23 protein-coding genes and 1 pseudogene are annotated in these 26,899 nt (G+C 36.7%); all 24 read right to left on the bottom strand.

Translation table 11 applies throughout. The annotated features are described in order from the left end of the window. Positions 1-366: 366 nt before the first annotated feature. Positions 367-636: a hypothetical protein gene (locus AC3B5B_RS05180; protein WP_489769510.1), complete on the bottom strand. Its 270-nt coding sequence runs from the start codon at positions 634-636 to the stop codon at positions 367-369. After that, positions 629-892, bottom strand: coding sequence for a hypothetical protein (locus tag AC3B5B_RS05175; RefSeq protein ID WP_489769509.1), 264 nt, complete (start codon positions 890-892; stop codon positions 629-631). The genes AC3B5B_RS05180 and AC3B5B_RS05175 overlap by 8 nt, the downstream gene beginning before the upstream one ends. A 690-nt stretch (positions 893-1,582) precedes the next feature. Beyond that, the gene (locus tag AC3B5B_RS05170) at positions 1,583-2,272 is read right to left on the bottom strand and encodes a 2,3-diphosphoglycerate-dependent phosphoglycerate mutase (RefSeq protein WP_489758111.1); all 690 of its coding nucleotides are present in this window, start codon (positions 2,270-2,272) and stop codon (positions 1,583-1,585) included. A gap of 67 nt (positions 2,273-2,339) precedes the next feature. Beyond that, the gene (locus AC3B5B_RS05165) at positions 2,340-3,326 is read right to left on the bottom strand and encodes an acyltransferase family protein (RefSeq protein ID WP_489769508.1); all 987 of its coding nucleotides are present in this window, start codon (positions 3,324-3,326) and stop codon (positions 2,340-2,342) included. A gap of 167 nt (positions 3,327-3,493) precedes the next feature. Further along, positions 3,494-5,221, bottom strand: a complete 1,728-nt coding sequence (locus AC3B5B_RS05160) for a hypothetical protein (protein ID WP_489758109.1) — start codon at positions 5,219-5,221, stop codon at positions 3,494-3,496. 72 nt (positions 5,222-5,293) lie between these two features. Beyond that, positions 5,294-6,304, bottom strand: a complete 1,011-nt coding sequence (locus AC3B5B_RS05155; RefSeq protein ID WP_489758108.1) for an AI-2E family transporter — start codon at positions 6,302-6,304, stop codon at positions 5,294-5,296. Positions 6,305-6,316: 12 nt separating this feature from the next. Further along, positions 6,317-7,795 (bottom strand): hypothetical protein, encoded by a 1,479-nt coding sequence (locus AC3B5B_RS05150; RefSeq protein WP_489758107.1) that lies wholly within the window; start codon positions 7,793-7,795, stop codon positions 6,317-6,319. Positions 7,796-8,128: 333 nt separating this feature from the next. Beyond that, positions 8,129-9,499, bottom strand: a complete 1,371-nt coding sequence (locus AC3B5B_RS05145; RefSeq protein ID WP_489769279.1) for an IS3 family transposase — start codon at positions 9,497-9,499, stop codon at positions 8,129-8,131. Positions 9,500-9,977: 478 nt separating this feature from the next. Further along, complete coding sequence (locus tag AC3B5B_RS05140; protein WP_489769507.1) at positions 9,978-12,737, bottom strand: hypothetical protein; 2,760 nt, start codon at positions 12,735-12,737, stop codon at positions 9,978-9,980. A 534-nt stretch (positions 12,738-13,271) separates the two neighbouring features. Continuing rightward, complete coding sequence (locus AC3B5B_RS05135) at positions 13,272-15,911, bottom strand: hypothetical protein (RefSeq protein ID WP_489769506.1); 2,640 nt, start codon at positions 15,909-15,911, stop codon at positions 13,272-13,274. A 463-nt stretch (positions 15,912-16,374) separates the two neighbouring features. Beyond that, positions 16,375-16,854, bottom strand: coding sequence for a sigma-70 RNA polymerase sigma factor region 4 domain-containing protein (locus AC3B5B_RS05130; RefSeq protein ID WP_489769505.1), 480 nt, complete (start codon positions 16,852-16,854; stop codon positions 16,375-16,377). A 173-nt stretch (positions 16,855-17,027) separates the two neighbouring features. Then, positions 17,028-17,822: a hypothetical protein gene (locus AC3B5B_RS05125; protein ID WP_489769504.1), complete on the bottom strand. Its 795-nt coding sequence runs from the start codon at positions 17,820-17,822 to the stop codon at positions 17,028-17,030. A gap of 170 nt (positions 17,823-17,992) precedes the next feature. Next, positions 17,993-18,913: a peptidoglycan recognition protein family protein gene (locus AC3B5B_RS05120; protein WP_489769503.1), complete on the bottom strand. Its 921-nt coding sequence runs from the start codon at positions 18,911-18,913 to the stop codon at positions 17,993-17,995. Between the two features lie 230 nt (positions 18,914-19,143). Further along, positions 19,144-20,256, bottom strand: coding sequence for a GH25 family lysozyme (locus tag AC3B5B_RS05115; protein WP_489769502.1), 1,113 nt, complete (start codon positions 20,254-20,256; stop codon positions 19,144-19,146). 2 nt (positions 20,257-20,258) lie between these two features. Next, positions 20,259-20,600 carry a hypothetical protein gene (locus tag AC3B5B_RS05110; RefSeq protein ID WP_489769501.1) on the bottom strand — a complete coding sequence of 114 codons (342 nt, stop codon included), beginning with the start codon at positions 20,598-20,600 and terminating at the stop codon, positions 20,259-20,261. Between the two features lie 118 nt (positions 20,601-20,718). Next, a complete protein-coding gene (locus AC3B5B_RS05105; protein ID WP_489769500.1) occupies positions 20,719-21,993 on the bottom strand; it encodes an NlpC/P60 family protein in 1,275 nt (424 codons plus the stop codon). A gap of 28 nt (positions 21,994-22,021) precedes the next feature. Beyond that, a pseudogene (locus AC3B5B_RS05100) lies at positions 22,022-22,297 on the bottom strand (hypothetical protein); the annotation flags it as partial. A gap of 984 nt (positions 22,298-23,281) precedes the next feature. Continuing rightward, a complete protein-coding gene (locus AC3B5B_RS05095) occupies positions 23,282-23,731 on the bottom strand; it encodes an ArpU family phage packaging/lysis transcriptional regulator (RefSeq protein ID WP_489769499.1) in 450 nt (149 codons plus the stop codon). Positions 23,732-23,844: 113 nt separating this feature from the next. After that, positions 23,845-24,039, bottom strand: coding sequence for a DUF1492 domain-containing protein (locus tag AC3B5B_RS05090; protein ID WP_489769853.1), 195 nt, complete (start codon positions 24,037-24,039; stop codon positions 23,845-23,847). A gap of 368 nt (positions 24,040-24,407) precedes the next feature. Beyond that, complete coding sequence (locus AC3B5B_RS05085) at positions 24,408-24,752, bottom strand: hypothetical protein (protein WP_489769498.1); 345 nt, start codon at positions 24,750-24,752, stop codon at positions 24,408-24,410. A gap of 37 nt (positions 24,753-24,789) precedes the next feature. Beyond that, positions 24,790-25,134 (bottom strand): hypothetical protein, encoded by a 345-nt coding sequence (locus AC3B5B_RS05080; protein ID WP_489769497.1) that lies wholly within the window; start codon positions 25,132-25,134, stop codon positions 24,790-24,792. Positions 25,135-25,185: 51 nt separating this feature from the next. Then, on the bottom strand, positions 25,186-25,533 hold the full coding sequence (locus AC3B5B_RS05075; protein ID WP_489769496.1) for a hypothetical protein: 348 nt from the start codon (positions 25,531-25,533) through the stop codon (positions 25,186-25,188). Positions 25,534-25,646: 113 nt separating this feature from the next. Continuing rightward, a complete protein-coding gene (locus tag AC3B5B_RS05070) occupies positions 25,647-25,991 on the bottom strand; it encodes a hypothetical protein (RefSeq protein WP_489769495.1) in 345 nt (114 codons plus the stop codon). Positions 25,992-26,045: 54 nt separating this feature from the next. Beyond that, entirely contained in the window at positions 26,046-26,393 is a 348-nt protein-coding gene (locus AC3B5B_RS05065; RefSeq protein WP_489769494.1) for a hypothetical protein, read from the bottom strand. Positions 26,394-26,899: the final 506 nt, after the last annotated feature.

The following is a 26,899-nucleotide window of genomic DNA, read 5'->3' as shown; positions in this document are numbered from 1 at the left end:
GCCAAATAGTTAAGTCTAGAACCATTAATTACGCGTGATTCTTTCTATACGTTGACAGTTAATTATAATAACTTTAAATTATTATCCAAAAACTAAAATAATCCCCTATAATCTTATCCAAAATAACAGTACAAAAAATGTTCACAATTTTCACTTGTGAGCAGCTTCTGCAGAAACGTTATTTTTAAATTAATTGAAAAAACTACTCATGCCATTCCTTAAAAGCATCCATAAAGTTAAGCGTTGGCAACAGTTTAACCTTAGAATCATTCAAAGCCGTAATCATTGACACGATCATTCCAACATACGGATAAAGCATCGCAGATCAATTAACAGCTAGATATTTTTTTATTTTTTCTATTTCTTTTAGCTCCTCACTAACTTCAAAAAAAAAGCCTCAACTTCTAAATAACATTTTCGATAAAGTTCTTCATCACTATGATTACCAAAAGTAACTTTAATTTGAACAACACCTGTATGCTCTTTGATTTTGTTACCTATACCTAACCCAACCCTAACGTTGGCTTTCCCAAACTCCTTTTTATACTGCTGTTGATCGATCACTTGATAATCTATTCTATGAATTTTATAATTTTTAAAACTAATAATCGGTTCAGAATTGGACAATTTATTCACACCGCTTCCTTGTCAAATCATTGATTTCACTGTCATTTTGATGTTTCAATAAATCACATTCATTAAATTCAGAAGACAAAGACTTAAAATTTTCATTAGCCACCATATCTGACAAATATAATTCAGCAGAGTACTCATATTTACCATGATCCGACGTCATTTCTATGAAATTGGTCAAATCTTCAACTGTTAATTGTTCCGCTATTTCATCATTATGTTTTAGTAAGGCATCATAGCCCTTTAAATATTTAGCCATGTTCTCAATCCTCCTCAAATGATATTTCTTCAACATTATAAATGCTGTTTTTATTTCGAATACAATACTCTATCCAATTAGGAATATAACTATGAATCGTCTGATATAAGTTAGTTGTTGTAGCACAACAAACATAGTCAATACAAATATACTCTTTATTACTTTGTATAAAGTACTCTAACAAAGCTCCATCTAATTCATGCTGAGTAATCTTATTTTTATACTTGTTATTCAATTGACCTATGATTAATTGCGTTTTGGGATTCATCAAAAATTCTCTAAAAGCCCTCATATCATTTAAATCATCGACAAAGTTTAAACATTTATCCTCATCTATATCAACCTCAAGTTTTAAAATTGAGCAATTTTTACTATTTTGTAAGCTATCCCAATAATTTCTTGCTAAATTCTTATCATTATAAAAACCATAAATGCCATATCCTAAACTGCCTGGCTATTTCAAGTATTTACGATATGTATTTCCATAAAGATAATTCCAATTAATTTTTTTAATATTAAAACCATTAATTAATATTTTGTCCTTACTAGAATTATCGGTTGCATGATATAAGACAACTTTACTCATTAGACTTTCCTTTATTCACAAAAATAAATAGTACTTAACTTTAAATTTCACAACAAAAAAAGAAACCTCCCATTTAAGGAAGTTTCTCTTAAAATTACTGATTTCTAGCCTAATTTAGTCTTGCTAATGATATTTAATTGATCATCTAAATCATAAACTACAGGTTGACCAGTAGCCATTTCAACATCCATGATGTCTTCATCAGAAATGTCTTCAATATACTTAGTCAAAGCCCGCAAAGAGTTACCATGAGCAGCAATAATCACATTCTTGTTGTCTAACAACTTCGGCGCAATCTTATCTTGCCAGAATGGAATAACCCGTTCCAAAGTAACCTTTAAGTTTTCGCCACCAGGAATAGCCCGTGGATCTAAGTCAGCATAACGCCGATCTTGTGCTGCAGAACCTTCATCACTAGCATCCAATAATGGTGGTAAAGTATCGTAAGAACGCCGCCAAATATGGACTTGTTCATCACCATATTTATCAGCTGTTTCTTGCTTGTTTAATCCTTGTAAAGCACCATAATGACGTTCATTCAAACGCCAAGATTTTTCTTCTGGAATCCATAATTGACCGGCTTCTTCCAATGCATAGTGCAACGTCTTAATAGCCCGCGTCAAAACAGAAGTATAAGCTTGATCAAACTCAATGCCTTCAGCCTTCAATAACCGACCCGCATTTTTAGCTTGTTCAACGCCTTCTTCACTTAAATCCACATCAACCCAGCCAGTGAATTGATTTGATAAGTTCCATTGGCTTTGGCCATGACGAATAAATACTAATTTTGCCATAATCGCAATACCCCTTTTATTAGGTTTACATTCTCACAAGATATTATATGTTTTCAGTAAACTAGTGTCAATAAGACCACTTGACCAAAAACCGCAACCGCGTGTGCTGTAAACCAAGTATCAACAAGTAACAAAGCACAGCTGCAATAACGACTAAGCCATAACGTAACGTTGTACTATGAATTTGATAATACAAAAAATTGTAACCAATTTTCATTAATAAGTAATGACTAAAATACATCACCGTACTTAAATTGCGCCACCATTTAGCATGTGGAAAATGGAGCGGTATTTTCAAAGTTATCATAAATAACACGGGAGCTAACAATAAGTAGCTCACTAATTGATCACTGTGACCATGTCCTTGTAAGACAAAATGTAACTCACAGTAAGCTATGATAAGCGCGGCAACCAACGTCGTGCCCAAGATTTTCCAACTTGGCAAAGTCGTTAAATGGGCAATAAATTGGCCCAAATAAACATAAATCGGACCGACAAAAAGTGTGCAAGCGATTAAAATACCGGTGTTCACAGGTACATAGGCACTAAAGAACACAATCGTCAAAAAAATAATTAAGGCAATGCTAAAACCCAATTTAGGTCTTTTACGTCCCCACCAATAAACAAACCAAACTCCAAATAAGAGTGCATTTAAATACCAGCCTACTAACATGGTCCAAGGACCCACCAGTAACCATTGACCACAAGTATATAAAAAACGTGGCAAATTCCAACCATATATGCGAAAGCTATCCCACGCATCACGCCCAATATAATACCCGTATAAGATTAACCAAAAAATATACAACTTACCAATCCGCACCGTATAATTTTTTAAAGCTGGCAAACGATCATGATGGACATTAATATGACGCGCCAATAAAAAACTTGCAGCAATAAAAAATAATGGCACAGCCATCCGAACTGTCAAAGTAAAAAAATGACTGTGACTCAAGCGGTCTAAAACATTAACAAAGCCCGTATGAATGCTAACTACTGCTAAAGCAGCTAAGATTTTCATTGCATCCAGACTATCAATTTGCTGCTTGCGCATTAATCAAAAGATCCTTTCCTAACTTATTTAACAAAATAGATATCACTTTATATTTTAGCATGGATTGCAACAGCAAAAAAAAGCTGGCGACTTTCGAATTAATGACCAACTAATGCTGCTTCATTAATCGCCTTGTCTCAGCTTTTATAAATTATAATTTAGTATTCTTACTGTTCATCATCCGCATTCACAATGGAAACATTAACTTGCCCTTGCGTCAATTCACTTAAACGTTTTTGATCATCAGCCGATTTAACTAAAATTCCAGCACTCAAGCGTTCCGTCAATGGCAATAACTGTGAAACTTCAGTTTGTTGCTGTTTAAAATCATCAATATAAGGCATTACTTGATAATTAGCATCCGGATATTCTAGCAGAATCATGCAAACCGGTGAGCTCAGGGGAACAATAATCGTCGTCTTATCATTTAAGACCTTATTGACCAGCCACCAAGCTGCAAAATCTTGCTCCGTTTCAAAAGCTTGGACTAAAGAATTATTATGATTGAAGACCTGAACCCGCGGTTGGGATTCTTGATAATTCAAAATCACCGCCAACGTGCCATCTAAACGATAAAAATTCTTACGCAACAATTGATCTTTCGCCCGACTATCAAAAAACTCTGTTACCAGATTAATTCCTGCTTCATTTAAATAGTCTAAGCTTAACAATTGACCGTTATAGTAGTGGTAGATATTAGCTGGTTGCCCGTCTTCATCCTTGACCACCTTCATCACTAAACTATCTCGCTCATAAATGCGATCAATATTTTGTTGCGAGTCCGTTTCTACACGTGCATGAGGGCTAATTTCAATGCCCATCCCAGAACGCTTCACATTGGCTTTGGCGTCTGCTTCAGTTTGAAAATATTGGTACAAGTTTAATAATTGTGATTCGGGATTAACAACCCCTGCGTCCAGGTTATCTTGCCAATTGGCCGCTAATTCTTCATCAAAGTTTAATGTCACTAAATTAGGCAACACATGAAATGAATCTAAATAAAAATTCAAATTAGCTAAATCATCAGTACTTTCATCATCCGGTTGGGCCAAACGTTCTTCTAAAACTAAATACTGTTGTCCTTTTTCAAACATAACCTCACCAGAAATAGCATCGGTTCCAAACCAGCGTTTCAAAGAATCATTAATTTGTTGAATTTGTTGCAAGTCGTAATTAACATTTTGAGCATATGGGTCGTCACTCTCTTGCTTTCTTTGAAGCGTTTGATGATAAAAAGTCCGACTGCTCAGTAATTGCCCCTTCAATACGTGCTTCAATTCTTGTTGTTCAGACTTGAGATTGGTTAATTGTTCTTCAGTTTGACGCCACTGATCCCAACCGGTATTCTTCGAAGCCGTTTTTTCAGTGACTTCATTAACTGTCACATTGGGCTTATTAAAATTACTGGAGTGATATAAATTGGTATCATTATTCTGAGGCGCAGGATTTTGCACGGGATATTCAGCAACATCTTGAAAATAACCCGAATTATTGGCGTTAGCCGCGTTTTGATCATTGGCCGGCGGATTTTGAACTGGCATCTGCTGAGTCGGTTGGCCCATGGAAGCATTCGGGTCCTGGACGGGCATTTGTTGTGTTTGCTGATTCAACGCCGCGTTGGGATCTTGCACTGGCATCTGCTGCGTTTGTTGATTCAAAGCTACGTTATTCGGGTTTTGGACCGGCATTTGTTGTGTTTGCTGGTTTAACGCCATATTGGGGTCTTGGACGGGCATTTGCTGTGTCTGCTGACTAGCGCCACCATAATTGTTATTATTCATCGCCTGATTTGGCATCATATTCGGATTAGGTTGTTGATTATTAGCCATTTGTTGTTCTTGCGGCTGATTAGAATCCGATTGTTTATTAGAATGTTGCTTATTAAATAATGACATATAAAATACCTCACTCTATTACCAACTAATATCAGTTTAACATAAAAGTAATATACAGAACACTAACTTTCATCAGACTTTAATTGTTTTAACTTTTAGTAAATCCAAAAAGAAAGTAAAAATTGGAATACCCACAATTAACCCCCAAGTACCCCACATTTTTTGGGCAATGAGTAACACTACGAAGGTCACAAAAATCGGCAAGTTGGTGCGACTAGACATTAACTTGGGATTTAAGACATAGGTTTCTAGCGTATGAATTAATAAAACAGCAATCCAGATATAAATCATTGGTTGCCAACCGCCCACAGAATAAGCCACGATTGACAATGGGACCAAGGAAATAATTACACCCGCTACCGGAATCATGGACAACACAAAAATCATGACTGCTAAACTCGGAATACCTGGAAACTTCAAAATAATCATGACAATACTCGTTAAAATTGTATTGACAACTGCAATCACCAACTGGGCTTCTAAAACTACGCCAAAGGTGTTCACAAATTTTTGGGCAAAATAATTAATATCTTGAAAGAACCATGCCAAGTGTCCCTTTTGAAAAGAACGCCCAAAATCATTCATTTTATCCGCATCAAAACTATAAAAATAACTCAATAAAAAGGATAAAACGATTGTAACACCTAAAGCCCCGACACTAGTCAAATATTTCACTACTTGAGCAACACCTTTTTTGAGCTGGTCATCTAATTTTAAACTTTTCAGACTATCGACGATGTAAGCCAAAACTGAATTATTTTGCACTTGATTACTATTATAAAAACTAAATAATTTTTTGGATAATTGCACCGTGGAATTAATAATATTAGGAATATAGTGCGTCGCAAACAGATAAATCACCCCGATAATAATTAAGTACAACGGAGTGACAATCCAAAATGGCGACCAATGCAGGCGTTTTTGCACCCACCGGACAAAATTAATGGACAAAAAAGTAAAAATAAACGTTAACAAGACGATACTCATGATCCCTCGCATTAACCAAATAACAAAAATGCATAATAACAGCACCACACTCCGGCGCAGTTGCTGATTTTGTAAAAACTCTCGATATAATTTCATGTGGTCACCTCATTAATTCCACGTAATATTCGCAATTGGTAATTTTAATTTTAGATTCTTAAACCCCGTCCACGTAGTGGTCGTGGAATCACTATCGGGTTGCTGTAATAGATATAAACGCTGTTGATAAACACCAAAAACCAAGAATTGACCAGCGGGGGTATTCACGGTATGTTTACTTTTTTGATCTTGCAAAATAGCCGGTTCTAATAACGCCACGTATTGGCGAGTTGGTTGTTGATGACCTTGACGATCAATTCCGGTAAAGCTTTTAGCATCTTGTGTAATGCTAAATTTGCCCGCCAAATTAATACCAATTCCCGCTAACGTATTATCATGTTGACTAGCGCTAACTGCAACATATTGCCTTAAATCTGCATTCGAGGTAACTGGCGCTTTCTTTAAATCTTGATAATGCTGATACAACCTATCGTACTGCTGCTTTAAAGTGGGGCCTGCTTTGGCATTTTCATAGAGCTGAACACCGTCAGTCGTGGACTGATTTTGATCAGTCCATGCTGCTAAGTCTTGATTATAAAGCATTAGCCCTTGATCCGTTTTTTCAATGCGGTACTTGGCCAATTTAATATTTTGACCATATCTCTTGGAATTAGTCGTCAAATTAAACGACTTAATCGCCGGATTTTCAGGATTTTGCCCCGCTGTAAAGTATTTGACACTTAAAACATTAGCCGGCTTAAAATATAATTTACCATATAAACTTGTTAAAATTCCAGAAATTGTCTGTTGTTCTAACATCACTGGATTATCTTGGTTAGGATTTTTCACGCTTTGCTTGGCGTGAACATATAAAGTATTCGTAAAATGCCCTTTGGTATCAATACTTAAATGCCCGTAAACCCGACTCATGCCTAACAGGGCGCGATAATTATACTCGCCCGCAATTGATTGATTATTTAATTGGCTACTTGCATTTTTCAAAGACGGTGTCACCAAATGCTTTAATAAAGTTGGCCCTAATTGATCTGATTGCTTCGTCGTTAACTGTGCTTGACGCTGTTGCTTTTGATACTGACGATACTTCTTATTTTTAGCGTGATTAACTTTTGTAATCTGACCCAACTTCCACTTTTCACCCTGATAAGTCACATCAAAGCCGGTTAGTGTGTAACCAGCTTTTTGTTCATGGTAGGCTTTTTTAACAGCTAAAATCATTTTCGGATGAGTCGTATTAATCGTGATTTCTTGACCATCTTGATTGAGCTGATAGGTAGGATTCGCAAACTTAGCATTCAACACGCTTGAGCCATGGCGATCGCCCAATAAGCTAACATGTTGCACCCCTACTGTCTGATTGCGATAAAAACGCAAGCGTTGCACATTTTGATTGGGCTTTTGGTATAAATACCAAGCTGTTTTCGATTGCGTAATTTGTTGATTAACTGCCTGCTTGTGACACCCAACTAACAGCAGTCCCAACAAACTGCAAATTATTAGCAATCCTGTTCCCCAACTTCGCTGTTTCTTCATTAAATAATCCCCTCATTATTTGACCAATGAATTGCGCTTTAATGCATATGTAGATAACAAGCTTCATTATAGCAAAATATGAAAAGTAGGGATAATTAATATTCGAAATTTAATAATAGAAAAGTAGCCTCAAGCTCATCAATGCGATCCTTTGGCATGAAATCTATTTCCAACTATGTTATTATTTGTATGTAAGAAAAGGTCAGTGCTGTAACACTAACCTTTCCGTAAAGTTGCCAAAGCGGTGACTATTCAAAATTTTAAACCTACTTTAAATAGCTATCTAGTCTGGCGTGGTGATATGAACCCAAAAAGTAAGACAGTTTTTAAATTTTAACTTAGGACTAATTTCCGATACTCAATCGGTGTTAGTCCTTTTAATTTTATCTTGATTCTCTGATGATTATAGTAATGAATATATTCCTTGATTGCTACCTCTAAGTCATCTAAGCTTTCAAATTGTTTCTCAAAGCCATAATACATTTCTCGCTTGAGTATACCAAAGAAGCCCTCCATTAAGCCATCGTCGAGTGAATTTCCTTTACGTGACATGGATTGTTTGATTCCACGTTGTTTTAACCATGATTGAAATCTTTGGTGTTGATACTGCCAGCCTTGATCAGAGTGCATAATGATACCTTTCAAGTTTGGATATTTATGCTCTGCTTTTTCCAACATAGTCATTGTTTGTTGGAGATTAGGACTACGAGAAATGGTGTAGGAAATAATTTCTTGCGTACACCCATCCATGATAGGCGATAGATATGTCTTCTGACCATGAAGATTGAACTCAGTCACGTCACAATACCACTTATGATTAGGTTTATTTGCACTAAAATTGCGTTGAATTAAATTGTCTTTGATATGACCTTGGCGTCCACGATAACTGTTGTACTTACTGTGCTTTTTACTAACTATTCCTGAAATTTTTAGTTTGTTCATTAGGCGTAAGACCTTTTTATGATTGACGATAATACCTCTGCGTCTTAACTCACAAGTAATTCTACGATAACCATAGCGATGACAGTTAGTTTCATAAATCTCTTTAATCTGGATCATTAAAGCTTGGTTTTTGGTATCTTTATCAGTTTTATTGATTGTATAGTAGTAGTTACTACGGGATAAATTGGGTAAATCAGAACATTCATTAATGATTTTAAGGACATACTCAACGCTGACGCGGAATTCTTTTCTTACCTTGATAATTGCTTGAACTAGTTCCTCTGATCGGACTGGTCGATCAGAGTATTTAACTTTTTTCTTAATTCGATCTCGACATGCATTTTCAAGTTCTGCTGCTCTAAGTCTTGGATTTTTTGTTGGAGAAGCTTGATTTGTTGAGCTTGATCGTTCATGAGTTGGTCTTCCTCTCTTATGATTAATCACATTATACCCGTCTGTTTTGTATTTGCGTATCCAAGATTGTAATATCGATCGATTTTTTAATCCTAAATCAATAGAAACCGAGTAGATGGTTTCGTGATTCAGTAATACACGATTGATTGCTTGTTCTTTAAATTCTACAGAATGGGGCATATATGGGCGATCCAGCAGTTCAATACCGTGTCGATCAAGTAAAGCCACCAAATATATAATAGTAGATCGCTCAATCAAGAACTTTTCGGACAGTTCCTTAATTCCGTATGAATAATTTTTCCATAAATTGTAAATATCAATTTTGTCTTGTTTAGATAATCTGCTCATAAAAAATGCCTCCAAAAATTAAGATTGTTGTCTTAATTTTTGGGGGCATATCATGGCTAAGGACAGCTATTTTTTTGTGCTTTGCTTGACCATCCAAACGAAACTTGCGACATCGATAATCGTATTGATTATTTGGCAAAAATCATGAATGTTCCAATGAAACACTTTGCTACTCCCTTCTTTAGGATTTATGTTTACAGTTTTTACACCATAAGCACCACCCCATTTCTGGAATAGCCACCGCCTTAGCATTTAACTTTACTTATTAAGTATACCATCAAAAATGGCTAAATCCTTGATTTACAAGGATCTAGCCACTTTATTGTATCTCTTAAATTAATTTGATGAACTATTTTGAACCAACAAACAATTACTATGGTGAAAACTAAAAACACTGCTATTATGACTCGAACCAGAATTTTAGAAATCTAGCTCCTAATTGAATACTGAGTCTTTTTACGTCAATATTTTCTAAAACTTAACTCAGTCCATTTACTGCTGTCCAAGTGATAGTACCACTGTAATCACTATTTTGAGGGCGAACCTTAGGAACTGTCAATTTCCATTGGCCTTTACCAACTTTGTTAGTTAAATCAACAATGCCATCCGTCGTAGTATTACCGGTAAATTCAGTCTTTTGGCCCAACTTCGTTCCAGTCTCCACTGGCAGCCAGTCTTGATCTGTTTTCAAATCTAAGCTCCAATTTTTAGTAGTTTTTTTGTTTTTACCGACTAAAGCTTGATTAAACGAAACTTGCACGTTAAAATTCTGCGAACCTGTGGCCGCATTAGTACTGTCAGGGCTAAAATGTTGAATTTTTAAATTCCCCACGGTCGAAGCATTTGTCCCACTATCTTTGGGGATACGAATTTTATCAAACTTGATTTCCGACGGTACTTCCTTAATCGTCAGCACGCCCGTCCGTGTCAAAGTTACATTAGCTTCGGATGATTGCTTAGTACCATCACTACTAGTGCCACTTAATTCACTGTGATTGACTAAATTAACATAATTATCCTGTGCGGAAGTTTTTGCTTGAAAAGTAATTTCAATCGAACTGCCCGGCGGAAAGATCGTTCCGGAAGGGCTGTTCATACTAAAATCTAAGGGCTGTGCTGCGTCAGCAACACTTGGTGTCAAATTATACTTAGTTCCACTAGGATTAGTTAAACTGATTTTGAGACTGCCCGGAACATAGGTTAAACCCGTTGGCAAATGATCACTAAAAGTAATTGGTGAAGTCAAGTTTTGACAGGCATATGACTTATCATCCATTTGATAATCCATTTTAAAATTGATTAGATCACCCGGTTGAAAGGTCGTTGTGGTATTATAGCTTGTTTGTTCTGCTCCTTGAGTTGCTTGCGTTAATTGTCCTTGATACGGTGCATTATAATAATCGCCAAAAGCCACATCTACAGTTTTCGAAACATTGCCCGCGCGATCCACCGTGGCAACGTGTAAAATTTTCGAGCGTCCTTGCGCACGGTAAGCGTCAAAACCCACATTCAAATCATTGATGTTTGGTACCAAATGTTCACCACTTCCGTCCGGACGATCTACATTTGTCAGAGTTACATTACCGTAAGCATCATGGCGTGGCGTGAGTGTTTCCGAATCTTGATCATCAATCTTATATAAATAGCCCCAGACGCCACTTTCCACTTTTTGGTCAATCGCATCTGATTCAATTTCACTATCTGAAAATTGAGAAACATTGGCTTGAATTTTAAAACAATAGACCGACCCATTATCACCATCTTGAGTAGCATAGGAATTGTTAGCTGTCACTTGCTTATCTAATGTAATATGAATTTTGTCTGGATCAGTTGGTTTAGTAGCATAAATAGTAGGCGTGTTCGGTGCGGCCTTGTCTTGAGCAGTTTTAATCGTCGCTGAATTAGTCATTGACAAAGATGAAACATAATAAATTGTGTTGACAATAATCCTCGCTTCATCCGGTGTACAAGCTCCCGTAGTATGACCCGTTTGAATCATAGCATAGTTATTTTTGGTAATTAAATAATGATTATTATCACCTAAATCACTAGGCGCTGGATTCTGCTCCACCGCTAATTCGTACAAATTATTAGCACTATTAATCGCAAACGGATGGCTATTTTCTGCGTCCGAATACGGCTGGTCAAATTGCATCCAGCGTTCTGCCTGACCACTATACATATAATATTGGCCAAAAGTGTGCGACTCAGAAATGGTGTAATCGCGATCAATTGGTAATTCATTGGGGTACTCCGTCAAAAAACCAGTATGCACAAATTTCACTTGTTGTGAACCCACGCGTGGTTGGACTTGGCCATCAGGGACTTGAACAACTTTAATACCTAATTTATCAGCTAAATATTTGTTAAAGTTGGTGTGTTGGCCAATTGAGTGATTACCCGCCACGACATCATGACCAATAATGACCGCCCGACCAGCATTGCCAAACTTCGCCACTTCCTGACTAGCAGTAGTACTAATATCTTGGTGTAGATTACTATCTCGCGAGCCAAAATAAATGGCATCATATTGGAACGCACCCGAACTATGATTAGTATACAAATAATAATCAGGATTACTGTTAAAATCAGGCAACGAAACTTCCGTTACATTCAACATACTTTCATGAGCTGATGCCGGATCAGGATTCTTATCATAGCCCGTCAACCAACTTTTTAAAAAACGCCCGTTGTGTTTACCATCATCAGGATAAACGTTCAAGACTTTCAAATGGCGCCCGTAATTAATGGGCTCAATAGTCCAAGTTTTGGCACCTTGTAATGCCGAATTAACCTTATAACCACTATTTAACGTATATTTAGAATTAGGAGAACTTAAATCATCCCAGTTCAAAGTAACATCACAACTTTTCGATTGTGGATCCCAAGTACTATGACCCTTTAAACCAAACTTGGATTGTCCATAAGTCGTAGAGTTATAGACCGGCTCGGGAACTGCCGTTCTTGCTAAATTAGAAGCAGCTTTTGTAGGCGTGTGAGCAACGCGAATCGCTTTGGTAGGCGATTGTTGCATCGTGGGTGTGGACTGAGCAACTGGTTGTCCCAAATTTTGCACTTGGTCAATCATTGATTTTAAATCAGTGCTTGTTTGCTTTTTGGCAGAACCTGCGACTTGAACTGGTTGGGCACTAACTGGTTCTACCCCAACATTAATGCCTAAAAATCCGATTGCCACCACTATGATTGTTTTTTGAATTAGCTTTTGTAATTTAAACATCATTACACCTTTTTTCATCGCGACTGACATTTAGCAACTAAAACCAACCAACTCTGAACTCACATTCGATTCCAGCAAGACTATTTTTTACAATAATTAAAAATATTTCCGAAGATCATTTTCAAAATAGCATTTATTTAATAAATAAAGCCTAATTTTAATTAAAAACACATGGATTATTTACGCAATAATTTTAATGCAAAATAATTATTAAAGTCAATAAAAATCCAATTACTACGCAAACATTGATTGAAAGAAATAACTTTTTTGATATCGAAGCAAATTTAATTTAATTATCATTTAGAATCCACATATTCTTGTGCGTGAATTTACTTTCTTTCACCAAATAGATTCTTAGTGCCTCTTGTCAGATCTTAGTTTTTAAAAACTATGTAAGTTGCAAATGAAAAAGGTTGGAACAATAACGAGGTTTAAGGCACTATCAAAAGAAAATGTCCGTTGAAATTGACGAACAATCCTTTTTACCTCAACCTCTAATTATTTTGTTCCAGCCTTTGCTAAAATGTCGTTCACTTAATTGATTCCATTGACCACGCTCCAAGTGATGGTTCCTTGATAATCATCACTTTTCGGATGTGTTCGGGGAATGGTTAACCGCCATTTACCGACTCCAATTTGCTTAACAAAATCGACGATACCTCCCTGCACATTACCACTGAATTGCGTTTGTTGACCCAAGTTTGTCGCAGAAGTGACCGATTGCCAACCATTGTCCGTATCCAACTGTAAATTCCACCCCGTTACCGGCGTGAGCAATGAATTACGTAATTGCTGATTAAACGCCACTTGCACATTGAAGTGCTGACTAGCAGCAGTAGTCGAACTAAAATGCCGCACTTTCAGATCACCAATCGTTTTAGTATTATCATTGTTGACTGGTGCGCTCTTCACAGTCCCAAAGGCAATCTCTTGGGGCACACTCGTAATTTCTAACACACCAGCCCGCGTCAGCGTTAGATCACTAGTGGCCTTTTGGGATAGTTGATCACTACTCTTGCCCGTCACTTCGGCATGATTCATGATTTGGACTAAATTATCTTGCGCTGACGTTGCAGCCTGAAAAGTTACTTCAATTAAACTCCCCGGTGGAAAAATAGCCATTCCATCTGGACTCAATAAACTAAAGTCCAGTGGCTGATTAGCCTGTAATTGCTGTGGCGTCAAAGTATAACTTTGTCCACTAGTTGTTCGCAGTGTTACCTGTAAGCTGTTAGGCACATACGTTAAGCCGACTGGTAAATGATCACTGAAGTGGATGGGTGCTTGTAAATCTTGATAACTATAAGCTTGATTTTGCATCTGATAATCACTCTTCAACTGGACAGTCGCGCCGGGACGAAAAGTTGGTGTCGTTGAAGCAGCCTGTCCATCCACTTGCCCTGTTGTCGTTAAGGTGCCTTGATACGGCAAATTATAACTATTCAGATTCACCGTTTTAGTTGTGGAAACATTACCCGCCCGATCGACGGTAGCAACATGCAAAAATTGCGAATGGCCGAGTGAACGTTGGGCGGTAAAACTAACTTTTAAATTATTAATATCTGGTGTCAGGTGTTCACCACTCCCATCACTGCGGTCAATGTCGGTTAAAGTAACATTCCCATAGCTATCATGATTGGGCGTCAAAGTGGCGGTAGGCTGATTATCAATTTGGTAGAGATAACCCCAAACACCACTTTCAACCTTTTGATGAATAGCATCCGAATCCAGTTCTTCATTCCTCCCGGCAACATTAGCCGTAATTTTAAAATTATAAAGATTACCATTATCGCCGTCTTGCGCGTTATAACTCATTCCAGTAGCCACATGCTTATCTAAAGTAATATTGAGGCGGTTCGGATTACCAGGATTAGTATTAGCCAGGCTCACGTCGGGTTCATTGGGCGCTGTCGTATCTTTGGCGGTTTTAATATTAGCGGTATTCGTCGTCGTTAAGGACGAAACATAATAAATGGTATTCACGATAATCCGCGCTTCATCAGGGGTACAAGCTCCTAAAGTGTGACCGGTCTGAATCATCGCATAATTATTTTTGGTAATTAAGTAATGATTGTTATCGCCTAAATCGCTCGCCGCTGGTGTTTGACCACTGCTTAATTCATAAGGATTACTGGCAGCGTTTAAGGCAAAGAAATGACTATTTTCAGCATCTGAATAAGGTTGATCAAATTGCATCCAGCGTTGGGCTTGCCCGCCATAGAGATAGTACTGCCCAAAAGTATGCGATTTGGAAATCGTATAATCTTGATCCGTAGGTAATTCATTAGGATACTCAGTTAAAAAACCGGCGTTCACAAATTTAACTTTGGTCGAGCCTACCCGCGGTTGCACTTGCCCATCGGGCACTGCCACGACTTGAATTCCTAATTTATCGGCTAAATATTTGTTGAAGTTAGCATGTTGTGCTAGCGAATGATTGCCTGCGACAACATCATGACCAATAATCACTGCGCGACCCGTATTCCCGAACTTGGTCACAGCTTGGCCCGCCACATCACTAATATCTTGATTCCCATTGCTATCTTTGGAGCCAAAAAAGAGGGAATCATATTGATAGGCACCATTTTGATGATTTTGATATAAATAATAATCGGGATTTTTATTAAAAGTCGTCAGTGGCACTTCAGTGATATCTAACAAACTCGAACCGTCAGAGGGATCTTTATCATAGCCAGCAAGCCATTTTTTCAAAAAATTCCCTTTATCCGGATACACATTCAAAACTTTGAGGTGCTTGCCATAATTGATTGGTTCCATCAACCAGCTCGCATTACTCGCTGATGAAGAATAAACTTTATAGCCACCATTAAGCTGATATGGTGCCGCTGGTGCTGTCAAATCATCCCACTTTAACGCCACATCACAGCTTTTCGACTGCGGATTCCAAGTACTCGTACCAGTTAAGCGAAAGTTTGCCGGTTGATAAACCTGCGAGTTATATACAGGTTCACTCATCCGCATCCAAGGCTCTGTTGCAGTTAAACTGGTAGTTGGCGCTTTGCCGAGTTGCTTGCTAGTCCAAGGCAACAATGACGAAATTTGCGCGGCCACCACTGTGGGATTACAACTTTGCTGATTAAATAAAATAACGCTCACTAAACTAACAGTTACCAAACCAATGAAAATTTGGAAAACTTTTTGTCTTTTTAACATCACTACACCTATTCTCACTGCATCTCTCATGGTTCTTGATGCAAAATTAAACAATTTTTCCAGTAAAGATTTACTTGAAAAATAATACAAATTATCAGTGTCTTTGATATCAAAGAATTTATTTAGCTATAGCATTTAATCAAAAAATAATTAATTATTTTGTAAAAAAGTTCAATAAACTGTTTGTGCATCAACTACTACGTAACAATTGATACTCCATTTTAGTGCTCATTAATTCACCAAGTCAATGAAACTTTCCCCTTTAAAAAATCACTTTATTTGATATTAAGGCAAACAAACTGAGTATATATTGGCAGTAAACCATAATTCATTTAATCTTAAAATCCTTAATAATATTTATGTTATTCTAAGCAGGATAATTATTAGAAAAATATTAAAAAAAACACAATTAAAGTTATTCAAATGTCTTTAAACTTTAGTTGTGTTTTTTCAATCAATCACTTTATGATATTAATTTCTGACGAACTTGGGCGCGAATTTTACGTAAATACCGCGGACTTTTATGAACCTGTTTCGCCAATTGCGTTAGTGGTACTTCTAGAATACAGGCTTGCAATACTTGCCGTTCTAATGGTCCTAATTGCCGAGCCTTTTGGTGTAACACTACCTGCCAGTCGCTAAGTGCCGTGGTCGTCTGATCTGGTAAATAAAAGAGTTCTTCCACCGACTCATGTTGCTGGCGGTGACTTTGGCGCAATTGATCTTGCGTGCGCCAGACAATCTTTTGAAAAATATACGGTGCAAATTGACCAGCTGATTGCTCAAATTGGACCCACGTCGTGGCATACAGTACTAAGGCATCCTGAAAATAATCTTCATAATTCAGATTATTGCGCCAAACCCCAGCTTGTTTCAAGGCACCGCCAATTAAGCGTTGATTAGTTAAGGCTAAATCAAAACCTTGCTGTAACGAATGTTTCACTAGTTCAAACTCCCATCTTAAGTTTGCACAAGCGCTTGTGTAGCTTTAAGATAACAAGAATGAATTTCTCATAAAACACGCGTTAAACACGACTACCAAAGGATTGAATACACCTTTTGTGAATTAATTACTACTGGTTGCACGCAACTAATCTGCAACCGCGGGCGCAATTACTACCATAAATAGTGCGCCGCATGTAAATTACTTTGCCAAAAGCGCAGCTGCTCTTGCTGCAATTGTTCATTTAAATCCAAGTCGGGATCTTTTAATAAGTGGGTTAAAGACCAAGTCTGAAAACTTTGTAAAAAGTCTTTAACTTCTAAGTATGTGGTTGGTAATTGACGATGTAAGGAGCAGTGACAGTTAATCACCTGCTTCAATAAGCTACTCCAAACGATCGGTTTAAGTTCCAAGCCTAACTCTTGAGCTGCCAGTTCAAATGCCCGCACATTATATTGCGCGTAAAAGCCAGCTTGATGAATTGCCGTCCACAAATCATGCCGGCGGCTATAAGTAAATTGTAATTGCTGTCCGGACTCATCATAAAAAGTTGCTTGTTGGTGTTGAAGGTCTTGTGCACAATCAATCTGCCCGTGCAAACCGACCCAGTCGCTGTTGCCATGACCAATCGCCCCTAATGGAAAATACACCAATGAACCTAAGGACAGCGCCAATAATCGTGAGTGCCCATGATATTGAATCAAGCGGCGGGTATGGTACAAATCGAAGATATGTTGGTGAAAATAGTTATTCCAAATTTGACGAGTCGTTTGGCGAAGCCCAAAATAGCCCAATTGGCGGTCAAAAATGACGGTTGGATATGCCGCTTGACCTTGTAAATCAAATAAAGCAATGGTTTGTGCCGTTAATTGAAATTCCTGGCGAATGGGTAATTGTTGGTGCGCAATCGCTGCTTTTAACACCTCTTTATTCATCACTGGTACTTTGGTTAAATCGTAATCTTTCATATCCCAATACCTCTTCCTTATGATTGGAGCAGCCGCGTGTTAACGGTTGCAACAATAACAATTTAACGCGAATTACTTAAAAAGACTACTCTTTTTGGTAAAAAAGATCACAAAAAAAGACTATTAGCAAAAAACCACTAATAGTCTTTAAATAATTATGATAGTTCTTTTTAGTGTGTGGAATAACGTAAAATTGTTGTTTGAGTACTAATAGCCCATTCGGTTGGGTCAACTTTGTAGTACGTAATCCCCTTATCAACAGCAGACTTGTTGTAAACCCACTTTGTATTAGCAGGAATTACCCGTGCATCACTCTTAGTAAAAGTTCCATCAGAATTGCGTGTATACAAATTGGAATAAGTTTGATCAGAATTTACTTGAATAATACCATCTTTACTGTTGCCAGCAGCCGCATTATTGGCAGTATCGTTCAACTTATCATATTGACTTTGAACCAATTGATAGAATTGATCCATGGAGTAACCCCATTTACTAAACCAACCAATTGGGTCAGTATGCCCACCAGCCGAAGGGTGATACTGATTCACCGCATTATGTGACCAGATCGTACCACTACCAGTATGATCAGCCAATGACGGCTTCAAGCCATATTTCTTCAACATATAAGCAGTAAAGTAAGCTTGATTATTCACTGAACGAGCAAAACCATCATAAGTGTTTTCTTCACATAATTCAATTTGGATAAAGCGTTGGTTCGCCCAATAGCCAGCTCCCCAAACACCATAGTCAGTATTATGAATTTGTAAAATGTGGTTAGCATCCGCAAACGCATGTACATAAGTTTGGGCGGTTTGCCATTCGCGGTTGAAGTAGGTTACTTCATCCCAAGCAGTAGCCCCTGGAGTTGCAGTTTCATGGATAACGACCCCTTCAGGTTTACCAACACCATTTTCATAACCAAACATTTGGTCAAAAGTTCCATTGACCTGTTGAATATTACTTGGTTGAATATTATTGCGCTGAATGTATTCATTAACTGTTTCAGCTTTTGTGTTTTGGCTGGTGAAGCCAAAGCCAATAACTAAACCAAACATCAACGAAATAATTATTTTTAAATTTCGTTTCAGCATTTTTATTTCCTCCATTTTTAATCTTGTAATCATTTTAACAATAAATAAATTTCAGAACAATATCTTTAACATTTGTGTAACATAAACGCAAAAGACTTATAATCTCGATAATAGTCATTGAGATATAGATGTTAAATTTTGACATTGAACTAAACCATCATACCATTAATATTGATTCGTACTCGGAGGAAAATAATTAATGGAACATTAAGCCCTTTATTTTCAATTAATTATCCTTTAAATCCAGATCCAACTTGATACTTCGCTGCGACATATTCATTTGCTGCCACTTTATAACAATAGCCAACCCCAGCAATATTATACAGTTTATCATTCGTTTTCCATTGTGTTCCCCCTTTAAAAGTTAAATTGGAATTGGCAATTTCCTTACCAGTACTATCGACAGCATTGGGACCATAACCGTTTAAATAATTAATCGTCAGTAAGCCTTTAAGATTAGTATTTCTTTGTGGTAGATAACTATCACCGCCGACTAAAAACATCGGACGATTATTGTTATCAGGTATTATCTTAGAAGCTGCCCAACTAGTATTATTTAATAACGGCGTCGTATCAAAAGCAGAACTATCACCGTGAAACATAGTTGCAGCATTCTTATCCGTGGTTTGAGTGGTAACAACATTATTAATAGTATTAACAGTCTTTTGTCCAGCAGTGTAAAAATCATCATATAAATTAGATACATCAAACTGCCCATAACTACCAGTAAACGACATATCTGACGCAAATTGCCAAGCATGATGATTACTATAAGAAGTTAAGTTCCAAGGATTAGCAGGATATTGAGCGATCCACCCTTTAGATACGGGAAATTTGACCCCTACCCAACTAGCCATCGTATAGATATTCGGACGATAACCATATTGCTGAACAACATTCTCAAACGCTTCATTATTGGCTTGATTTTGCGAATAGCTCAGTGCTTGTTGTTCAGAAGCTTCAACATCTGCTACCAAAACAGCCCCAACAGGTAAGCCATCAGCCTTAGCGGTTTGACAAGCATAGTCTGCCTCGTTTTTAGCTTGTTGAACCGTTTGATAGCGGGCAAAATGATAACCATTAATATATAGACCTGCTTGCTGGGCAGTTTTAATATTATTAGCTGCCGTAGGGTCTTGATAGTCAGTTCCCTCACTAATTTTGGTGACCACTGATTTAACGCCATAATGGTCGCGCATATCTACAAAATTAGCATAAGTCATATCGCCATTATGATTAGATACATCCACCATATCAGTATTAGCAGCTTGAACTGACATAGTAAAAAAGAGTAGTTCCATAACTACTCCCCAAAACAAATTCACATAAACTTTTTTCAACATCATCACTCCTTATCATCATCTAAAATTTTTAAAGCTAGCACTTTATTGTAGAGAGTTTTACCAGTTCCATCGCCGCCGACACTTGCATAACCTTTATACAAGTGCTCAATATTATCCAACTCCGTTAAGGAAATTGAACCTTTACTAATAAAAAAAGTACATCGTTTATACAAAGAATCATGCAGAATTGCTTGAATAGCTTGTTCTGTATGGGTGACGCGCGCATCCATTTTAGAGACACGTGAATTATCATGCATAGATTTTAGTGCTTTTTTACATCCCAAATAGGCTGCTGGAATTGGTAATAAGGCGATAATTATTTCAATCCAAGACCACAGACTCATTCAGATCATCTCCTTTAACTCCTAAAACAAAAAAAGCGATCAAACAAATAGAAATGCAATTCTATTTCTTTAATCACTTTTTCTCCTAATTTAATTCTAGTCACTTGATTTACCTAATTTAGATAGGTCGAGCCAATACTTGCGATGCTCCAGCATTTAATAAACTATAAAATGCATTACCCACCGTCCAAGTATTGACACCATTGGCATTAGGGTTACCCCCCATTTCAATAATCGAAGTGGCATTGCCATTCCAGTTGCTAGTTAAGATCGCAGTATGTCCGTTGTTACCTGCTCCCGAACCAGAATTCATAATAATAATATCACCTGGTTGAGCTTCACTAGTTGAGACCTGCTTTAACCAATTGTGATTATAACGAGCATCACTTTCCATAGATCCCGTGTACCATTGCATATTGTCCGGGACATTGCAGCCAGCCTTTTTAAGAACTAACCAAACAAAACCGGAACAATCGGTTTGACCATAACGATTAGGATTGGCAACCGAGCCAATATATGATACTCCGTGAACCTGACTATAAGTGAAGTAGCCTAACATGCTTTCAGCAATATTGACAATCTCACTACCGGAACCACTCACCGTTACATCTAAACCGGCAACCCAATTAGCGTAGCCTACATGGTACCAACTATAATTCCAGTTATCAACAACTCTCGTATCATATTTATAAGCTAAACCCACAGTCAAATTATGTCCTGAACTAGAACCATTCGGAGCAAAACGAACTAAAGCTCCATTTGAGTTTAAGGTTCCTTTTACATGAGTAGCACTTTGGATTTGATCGCCCACTTCTGTTTCACAAACCCATTGGCCACCGCCAACATGATACCAATTACGTCCTTGCTTATCCACGGCGGTAGAATTATATTTCCATTGCGTATTAAAGGCTAAGGTTTGACCAGTTAAACTCCCATTAACAGTAGCATAGACTTGTGCTTTACTCTCTAGCACAGTAACAACTCCTGAAGTTTTTAAGGTAATATCCAAGCCGGCAACCCAATTAGCGTAACCGACGTGATACCAAGTATACCCCCAAGCGTCAACCACTTTAGTATCATAAGAGTAAGGTTCATTGGCTCCTAAATTAAAACCAGCTCCCGAACCATTAGGAGATATCCGAACAAAGGCTCCACTAGAACTTAGTACTCCTTTCGTGTGTGTAGCACTCTGAATTTTCACGCCAACTTCTGTTTCACAAACCCATTGGCCACCACCAACATGAAACCAGTTGCGACTTTGGTCATCTGTAGAAGTATTATTATATTTCCATTGCGTATCAAACGCTAGAGTTTGTCCTGTTTTACTACCATTAACAGTAGCATACACTTGAGCCTTGCTTTCTAAAACTGTTACAATTCCTGAACTATCCATAATATCTTTCCTCCATTATTTTATAAACTTAAAGAACATAAATCGTTGCATAAGTGACGCCATAAGCTGGAATTTGCGAATTAGGCAAAGCAATATCAATTTGATTTGGATTTTGATTAACAAAAGTTCCAGTATCATTCACCTGGCGATAAAGTACTGTTTGTCCATTAACTGGTTGATCCAAAACAATCTTCAAATTAGTTCCTTTAGGATAAACATTTAAGTTGGCCGCAACACCACCATATCCCATCGAAGATCCCAAAACTGCTGGATCATAGAAAGTAACTTTCACACGCGCTCCATTACCTGGTTTGGAACTAGCCAAGATGACATCGTTAGCTGACACCCAATTAGCAAATCCCACGTGATACCAAGCATTACCATTAACATCAATGGCCTTAGTATCGTATTTATAAGATTCTCCTGCTGTTAAGTTAAAACCAGCTCCCGAACCCTGAGGCGCATGATAAACAACGGCGCCATTGGAGGACAAAGTTCCACTGACATGAGTTAAACTTTGTAACTGATTGCCAACCTCTGTTTCACAGACCCATTGACTACCACCAACGTGATACCAATTACGTCCTTGACCATCAATAGCCACCAAATTATACTTCCATTGCGTATTAAAACTTAAAGTTTGACCAGTAGCACTGCCATTAACGGACGAATAGACTTTGGCCTTGCTTTCCGTAACCGTCACAACCCCCGAAATGTTTAAATTGACATCCAAGCCGGCAACCCAATTAGCAAAACCGACATGATACCAAGTGTAGCCCCAAGCATCGATTACCTTGGTATCATATCGATATGACTCTTGAGCAGTTAAATTAAAGCCTGCACCAGAACCATTCGGTGAAACCCGCACAAAAGCACCATTAGATTTTAAAGTTCCGCTAGTATGAACGGCGCTTTGAATTTTCACGCCAACTTCTGTCTCGCAAACCCATTGACTGCCACCAACATGAAACCAATTCTTACCTTGACTGTCAGTAGAAGTAAGATTGTATTTCCATTGCGTATTGAAAGCTAATGTTTGGCCAGTTAAACTACCAGCAACAGCTGAATAAACTTTGGCTTTACTTTCTAAGACAGTCACAATTCCTGAATTATCCATTTATAAAACTCCTTTCTACATCCAAATTATTGAAATATATAATTAATCCATAACAACCACCCCCTTTCCGGGTACAAAAAAAGCACTTCATTAGAAGTGCTTTAACTAGCTATCTTTTTCTACGCTATCATTATGCAATGATTTAAATATCATAGGTATTTCAAACTTGTCTTAAATTTGTTTCACTTGTTCATTGTAAACTACTAATTCTTGAACAACAGGTGGCCAAAATTCGGCAAAGTCACACAAAGCTAACTTACGATGGCGATAATAACTAGAACGTTCATAATGTAGACGCTCCATTATTTCCTGATCACTATCTAGCGGAGTTAAATAAGTGTACTTTAAAATTTGTGCATGCTGCTTGTCATTAATCATCTCGTTAATAATCTGTTCACACCAACCACAAAAAGTTTTTTCATCAATATGTGACACTAATCGATCTTCTACATGATTCTTAGAATGATCATTTTGGGTAACGGTTTCAAAACTAGGCGATTGAATGCCAAAGTTCCATCTTTGAAGTAAATCCTTCTTATGTTGATACTGACTTAAAATATTATCTGCATTAATAGCTGTTTGTTCAATATTAAGTAATTGTGACTCTCTTCTTCTTCTCATTGTTAACCTCCTTGTAATGTCTTTCAAAACTTTCAACAATACTATTATGCAATGGATATTATCCCAAGAGTGTTCCTTTAATGTGTCAAAAATATCCCAACTATTATCAATGTTTAATCATATACTTTTAACGAATCAAAGCGATTGGGCCAAAATTCCGCAAAATCACATAGGGCTAACTTTCTGTGACGATAGTAACTAGAATTACTATAATTAAGTTTTGTCATGATAGCCCTATCATTCTTTAAGGGCTTTAAATAGGTGTATTGGAGGATTTGGGAATGTTGTTGATTAGAAATTCTTTGCATAATTATCTCTTCACATATATTGCAAAAGCATTGATTGATAAAATATTTTAACATCAAGTATTCTGATAATTTTTGCGAACGAGACGCATCAATCAGATAAGAGTAAATCAGATTATACCTAATCACAGCAGCTCTTTTAGTCTGATATTGAATTAATAAGTTATTAACATTAATTGATGTTAAATTCTGATTTAAAGAATTATTATTTACCATAGTTATATTCATACCTTTCTTACAAAAACCACCAAGCTGTTTATATTAGTAATTAAAGTAATTAAATTGAATAAAAAAGACCCCTTTTATGTAAGAGGTCTTTAAAGCTAATAAGTAAATTGTGATCACAAAATTACATTACAGTTTTTAATTAATTAAGAGAATACTACATCAGAAGCGGACAACCACTTATTAGGAGCAATCCGAAAGAATTCTTCACCTGTGGATGAGTTATAAGCGATTTTATCAGTTTTCCAAGCTGTTTGATAATAGACACCACAATCAGGCACCATTTCTAGATTATCATTATAAAAATGAGCAAAGTTAGAAGTTACAGTAACCACGCCCTTAGTTGGGCTAATCGTGATATTTCGAGTGCTAACTTGTGTTACATCGGGGGCAACCGTATCTGCTGAAACAGCAGTTAATCCAGTCGTCACAACAGGGGCAAGCATGGCTGCACTAGTTACTAACATCATCAAACTTGACTTGAATCTCATTATAAGCTCCTCCTTACAAATAAAACTTTACCAATTATTATGAAAAAACAACGTCATAAGAATTAACCCATTTATTAGGTGCTACGCGAAAGTATTCGTTACCAGTAACCGTATCATAGGCAATTTTATCGGTTTTCCAAGATGATTGATATTTGAAGGTTAACCCTTGGACAAGAGCAAAACTATCATTGTAAACTCGACCATTTGCTGCAGTTATGGTTACCGTACCTTTGGTTGGACTAATAACCATGTTACGGGTGCTGATTTGTTCTGAAGTGCTGCTAACAGTAGCTGCATTAACACTAGTTAAACTAGTACTGATAGCAGGTGCTAACATCAAAATACTTGTTGCCAATATGGTTAAATTTGATTTTAACTTCATAATTCTTAGCCTCTAACTCTATCAATCAAATTAACAAATAATACAACTAAATTAATATGAAAATACTACATCATCAGAAATTACCCATTCATTCGGTGCAATACGAAAATATTCTTTTCCTGTTGCTGAATCGTAGGCAATCTTGTCAGTTTTCCAAGCTGTTTGATATGGCAAAACCCTAGCAGTCTCCATTTGAAAATTATCATCATACATTCTCCCTATTCGTGCTGTAACAGTAACAACACCACTAGTAGGACTAATACTTACATTACGGGTACTAACTTGGGTTGAATTGTCATTAACCGTATCAGCACTAACACTAGTTAAACTTGTACTAATAACAGGTGCTAACATCATAGTACTAGTCATTAACATCATTAAACCTGACTTTATTTTCATAATATTCATCCTCCATAAATTTAATTTTACTTAAAAAATATCAATGCTAAATATTAATTGCAAAGCTGCAAGTATAGCAGAAAACCTTTTCATCTGAAAATAGTATAAAAATATTAAGAAAATACTACATCATCAGAAATTACCCACATATTGGGAGCAATCCGAAAATACTCTTTTCCTGTGACTGAATCATAGGCAATTTTATCTGTCTTCCATGATGATTGATACTTAATATAACGCAATGTAATCTGTTTAAAATCATCAGTATAGAGACGACCATTTTCTGCAGTAACAGTTACTACACCTTTAGTGGGACTAATAACAACATTACGGGGACTAACCTGTTCAGAATTATCATTAACAGTGTCCGCACTAACACTAGTCAAACTAGTACTAATAACTGGAGCCAACATCAATACACTTGTTGCCAACATCATTAAATTTGATTTAAGATTCATGATTTTTTAATACCTTCTAACTTAAAAGAAATATTCCAACCGTCAATAACTCAATTAGTATGAAAATACTACATCGTCAGAAACTAACCATTCATTCGGTGCAATCCGAAAGTATTCTTTCCCTGTTGATGAATCGTATGCAATTTTATCAGTTTTCCAAGCTGATTGATATGTTACATAACGCTCAGCTACCAGATCAAAATTATCCGTAAACAGACGTCCTTTTGATGCAGATACGGTAACTACACCTTTGGTTGGACTAATAACAATATTACGAGTACTAATCTGCGCAGAGTTATCATTGACTGTATCCGCACTAACATTAGTCAGTCCTGTACTTATTACCGGGGCAGCCATTGTTAAACTTGCAGCTAGCACTACTATCTTTGATTTCCAGGTCATTACTTTTTCCTCCTTATAATACCTTTATTTTGAAACCGATTAAATTATAACACCAAAAATTAAAAAATTAATAAAATCCAATTAAACGCTATGTTTTTATCTCTTAACGTTTTTATTTTTAGCAAAAATTTATAATTTGATAAATTTAAATCAAAAAAAGAAAAGAAAATATTTATGGTTAATAAAAAAATAAATTATAGCTAATTTAATTTGTAAATTAATATAATTCCATTTTTTTGACGTTCAAATCATAAGCTTAAGATCCTACAATTTCATAACTGATATTTCAGATATAAATAACAATTAAAAAAACAAAATAAAAATATCAGTTTGGTTGAAATTGGATTATCATTATTCAAAAAAATTAATCCTCTATGTCAGATAACACAATCAAGAATCTTTCAATATTTAACTAATTTCTCTCGAATAATTTTGTATCACTTGATATTCAAAACCGTAGTGATGCCCATATAGTCATACTGTTAACTACTAAATTGAAGACTTGA

Source organism: Bombilactobacillus sp. ESL1187, assembly GCF_058107155.1.
This window is presented reverse-complemented; position numbering and strand designations above follow the sequence as displayed.

Coding starts and splice junctions, on each gene's coding strand:
- AC3B5B_RS05175 (WP_489769509.1), bottom strand. CDS start 892: ATGGCTAAATATTTAAAGGGCTATGATGCCTTACTAAAACATAATGAT.
- AC3B5B_RS05170 (WP_489758111.1), bottom strand. CDS start 2,272: ATGGCAAAATTAGTATTTATTCGTCATGGCCAAAGCCAATGGAACTTA.
- AC3B5B_RS05165 (WP_489769508.1), bottom strand. CDS start 3,326: ATGCGCAAGCAGCAAATTGATAGTCTGGATGCAATGAAAATCTTAGCT.
- AC3B5B_RS05160 (WP_489758109.1), bottom strand. CDS start 5,221: ATGTCATTATTTAATAAGCAACATTCTAATAAACAATCGGATTCTAAT.
- AC3B5B_RS05155 (WP_489758108.1), bottom strand. CDS start 6,304: ATGAAATTATATCGAGAGTTTTTACAAAATCAGCAACTGCGCCGGAGT.
- AC3B5B_RS05150 (WP_489758107.1), bottom strand. CDS start 7,795: ATGAAGAAACAGCGAAGTTGGGGAACAGGATTGCTAATAATTTGCAGT.
- AC3B5B_RS05145 (WP_489769279.1), bottom strand. CDS start 9,499: ATGAGCAGATTATCTAAACAAGACAAAATTGATATTTACAATTTATGG.
- AC3B5B_RS05140 (WP_489769507.1), bottom strand. CDS start 12,737: ATGTTTAAATTACAAAAGCTAATTCAAAAAACAATCATAGTGGTGGCA.
- AC3B5B_RS05135 (WP_489769506.1), bottom strand. CDS start 15,911: ATGTTAAAAAGACAAAAAGTTTTCCAAATTTTCATTGGTTTGGTAACT.
- AC3B5B_RS05125 (WP_489769504.1), bottom strand. CDS start 17,822: ATGAAAGATTACGATTTAACCAAAGTACCAGTGATGAATAAAGAGGTG.
- AC3B5B_RS05120 (WP_489769503.1), bottom strand. CDS start 18,913: ATGCTGAAACGAAATTTAAAAATAATTATTTCGTTGATGTTTGGTTTA.
- AC3B5B_RS05115 (WP_489769502.1), bottom strand. CDS start 20,256: ATGTTGAAAAAAGTTTATGTGAATTTGTTTTGGGGAGTAGTTATGGAA.
- AC3B5B_RS05110 (WP_489769501.1), bottom strand. CDS start 20,600: ATGAGTCTGTGGTCTTGGATTGAAATAATTATCGCCTTATTACCAATT.
- AC3B5B_RS05105 (WP_489769500.1), bottom strand. CDS start 21,993: ATGGATAGTTCAGGAATTGTAACAGTTTTAGAAAGCAAGGCTCAAGTG.
- AC3B5B_RS05095 (WP_489769499.1), bottom strand. CDS start 23,731: ATGAGAAGAAGAAGAGAGTCACAATTACTTAATATTGAACAAACAGCT.
- AC3B5B_RS05090 (WP_489769853.1), bottom strand. CDS start 24,039: ATGCAAAGAATTTCTAATCAACAACATTCCCAAATCCTCCAATACACC.
- AC3B5B_RS05085 (WP_489769498.1), bottom strand. CDS start 24,752: ATGAGATTCAAGTCAAGTTTGATGATGTTAGTAACTAGTGCAGCCATG.
- AC3B5B_RS05080 (WP_489769497.1), bottom strand. CDS start 25,134: ATGAAGTTAAAATCAAATTTAACCATATTGGCAACAAGTATTTTGATG.
- AC3B5B_RS05075 (WP_489769496.1), bottom strand. CDS start 25,533: ATGAAAATAAAGTCAGGTTTAATGATGTTAATGACTAGTACTATGATG.
- AC3B5B_RS05070 (WP_489769495.1), bottom strand. CDS start 25,991: ATGAATCTTAAATCAAATTTAATGATGTTGGCAACAAGTGTATTGATG.
- AC3B5B_RS05065 (WP_489769494.1), bottom strand. CDS start 26,393: ATGACCTGGAAATCAAAGATAGTAGTGCTAGCTGCAAGTTTAACAATG.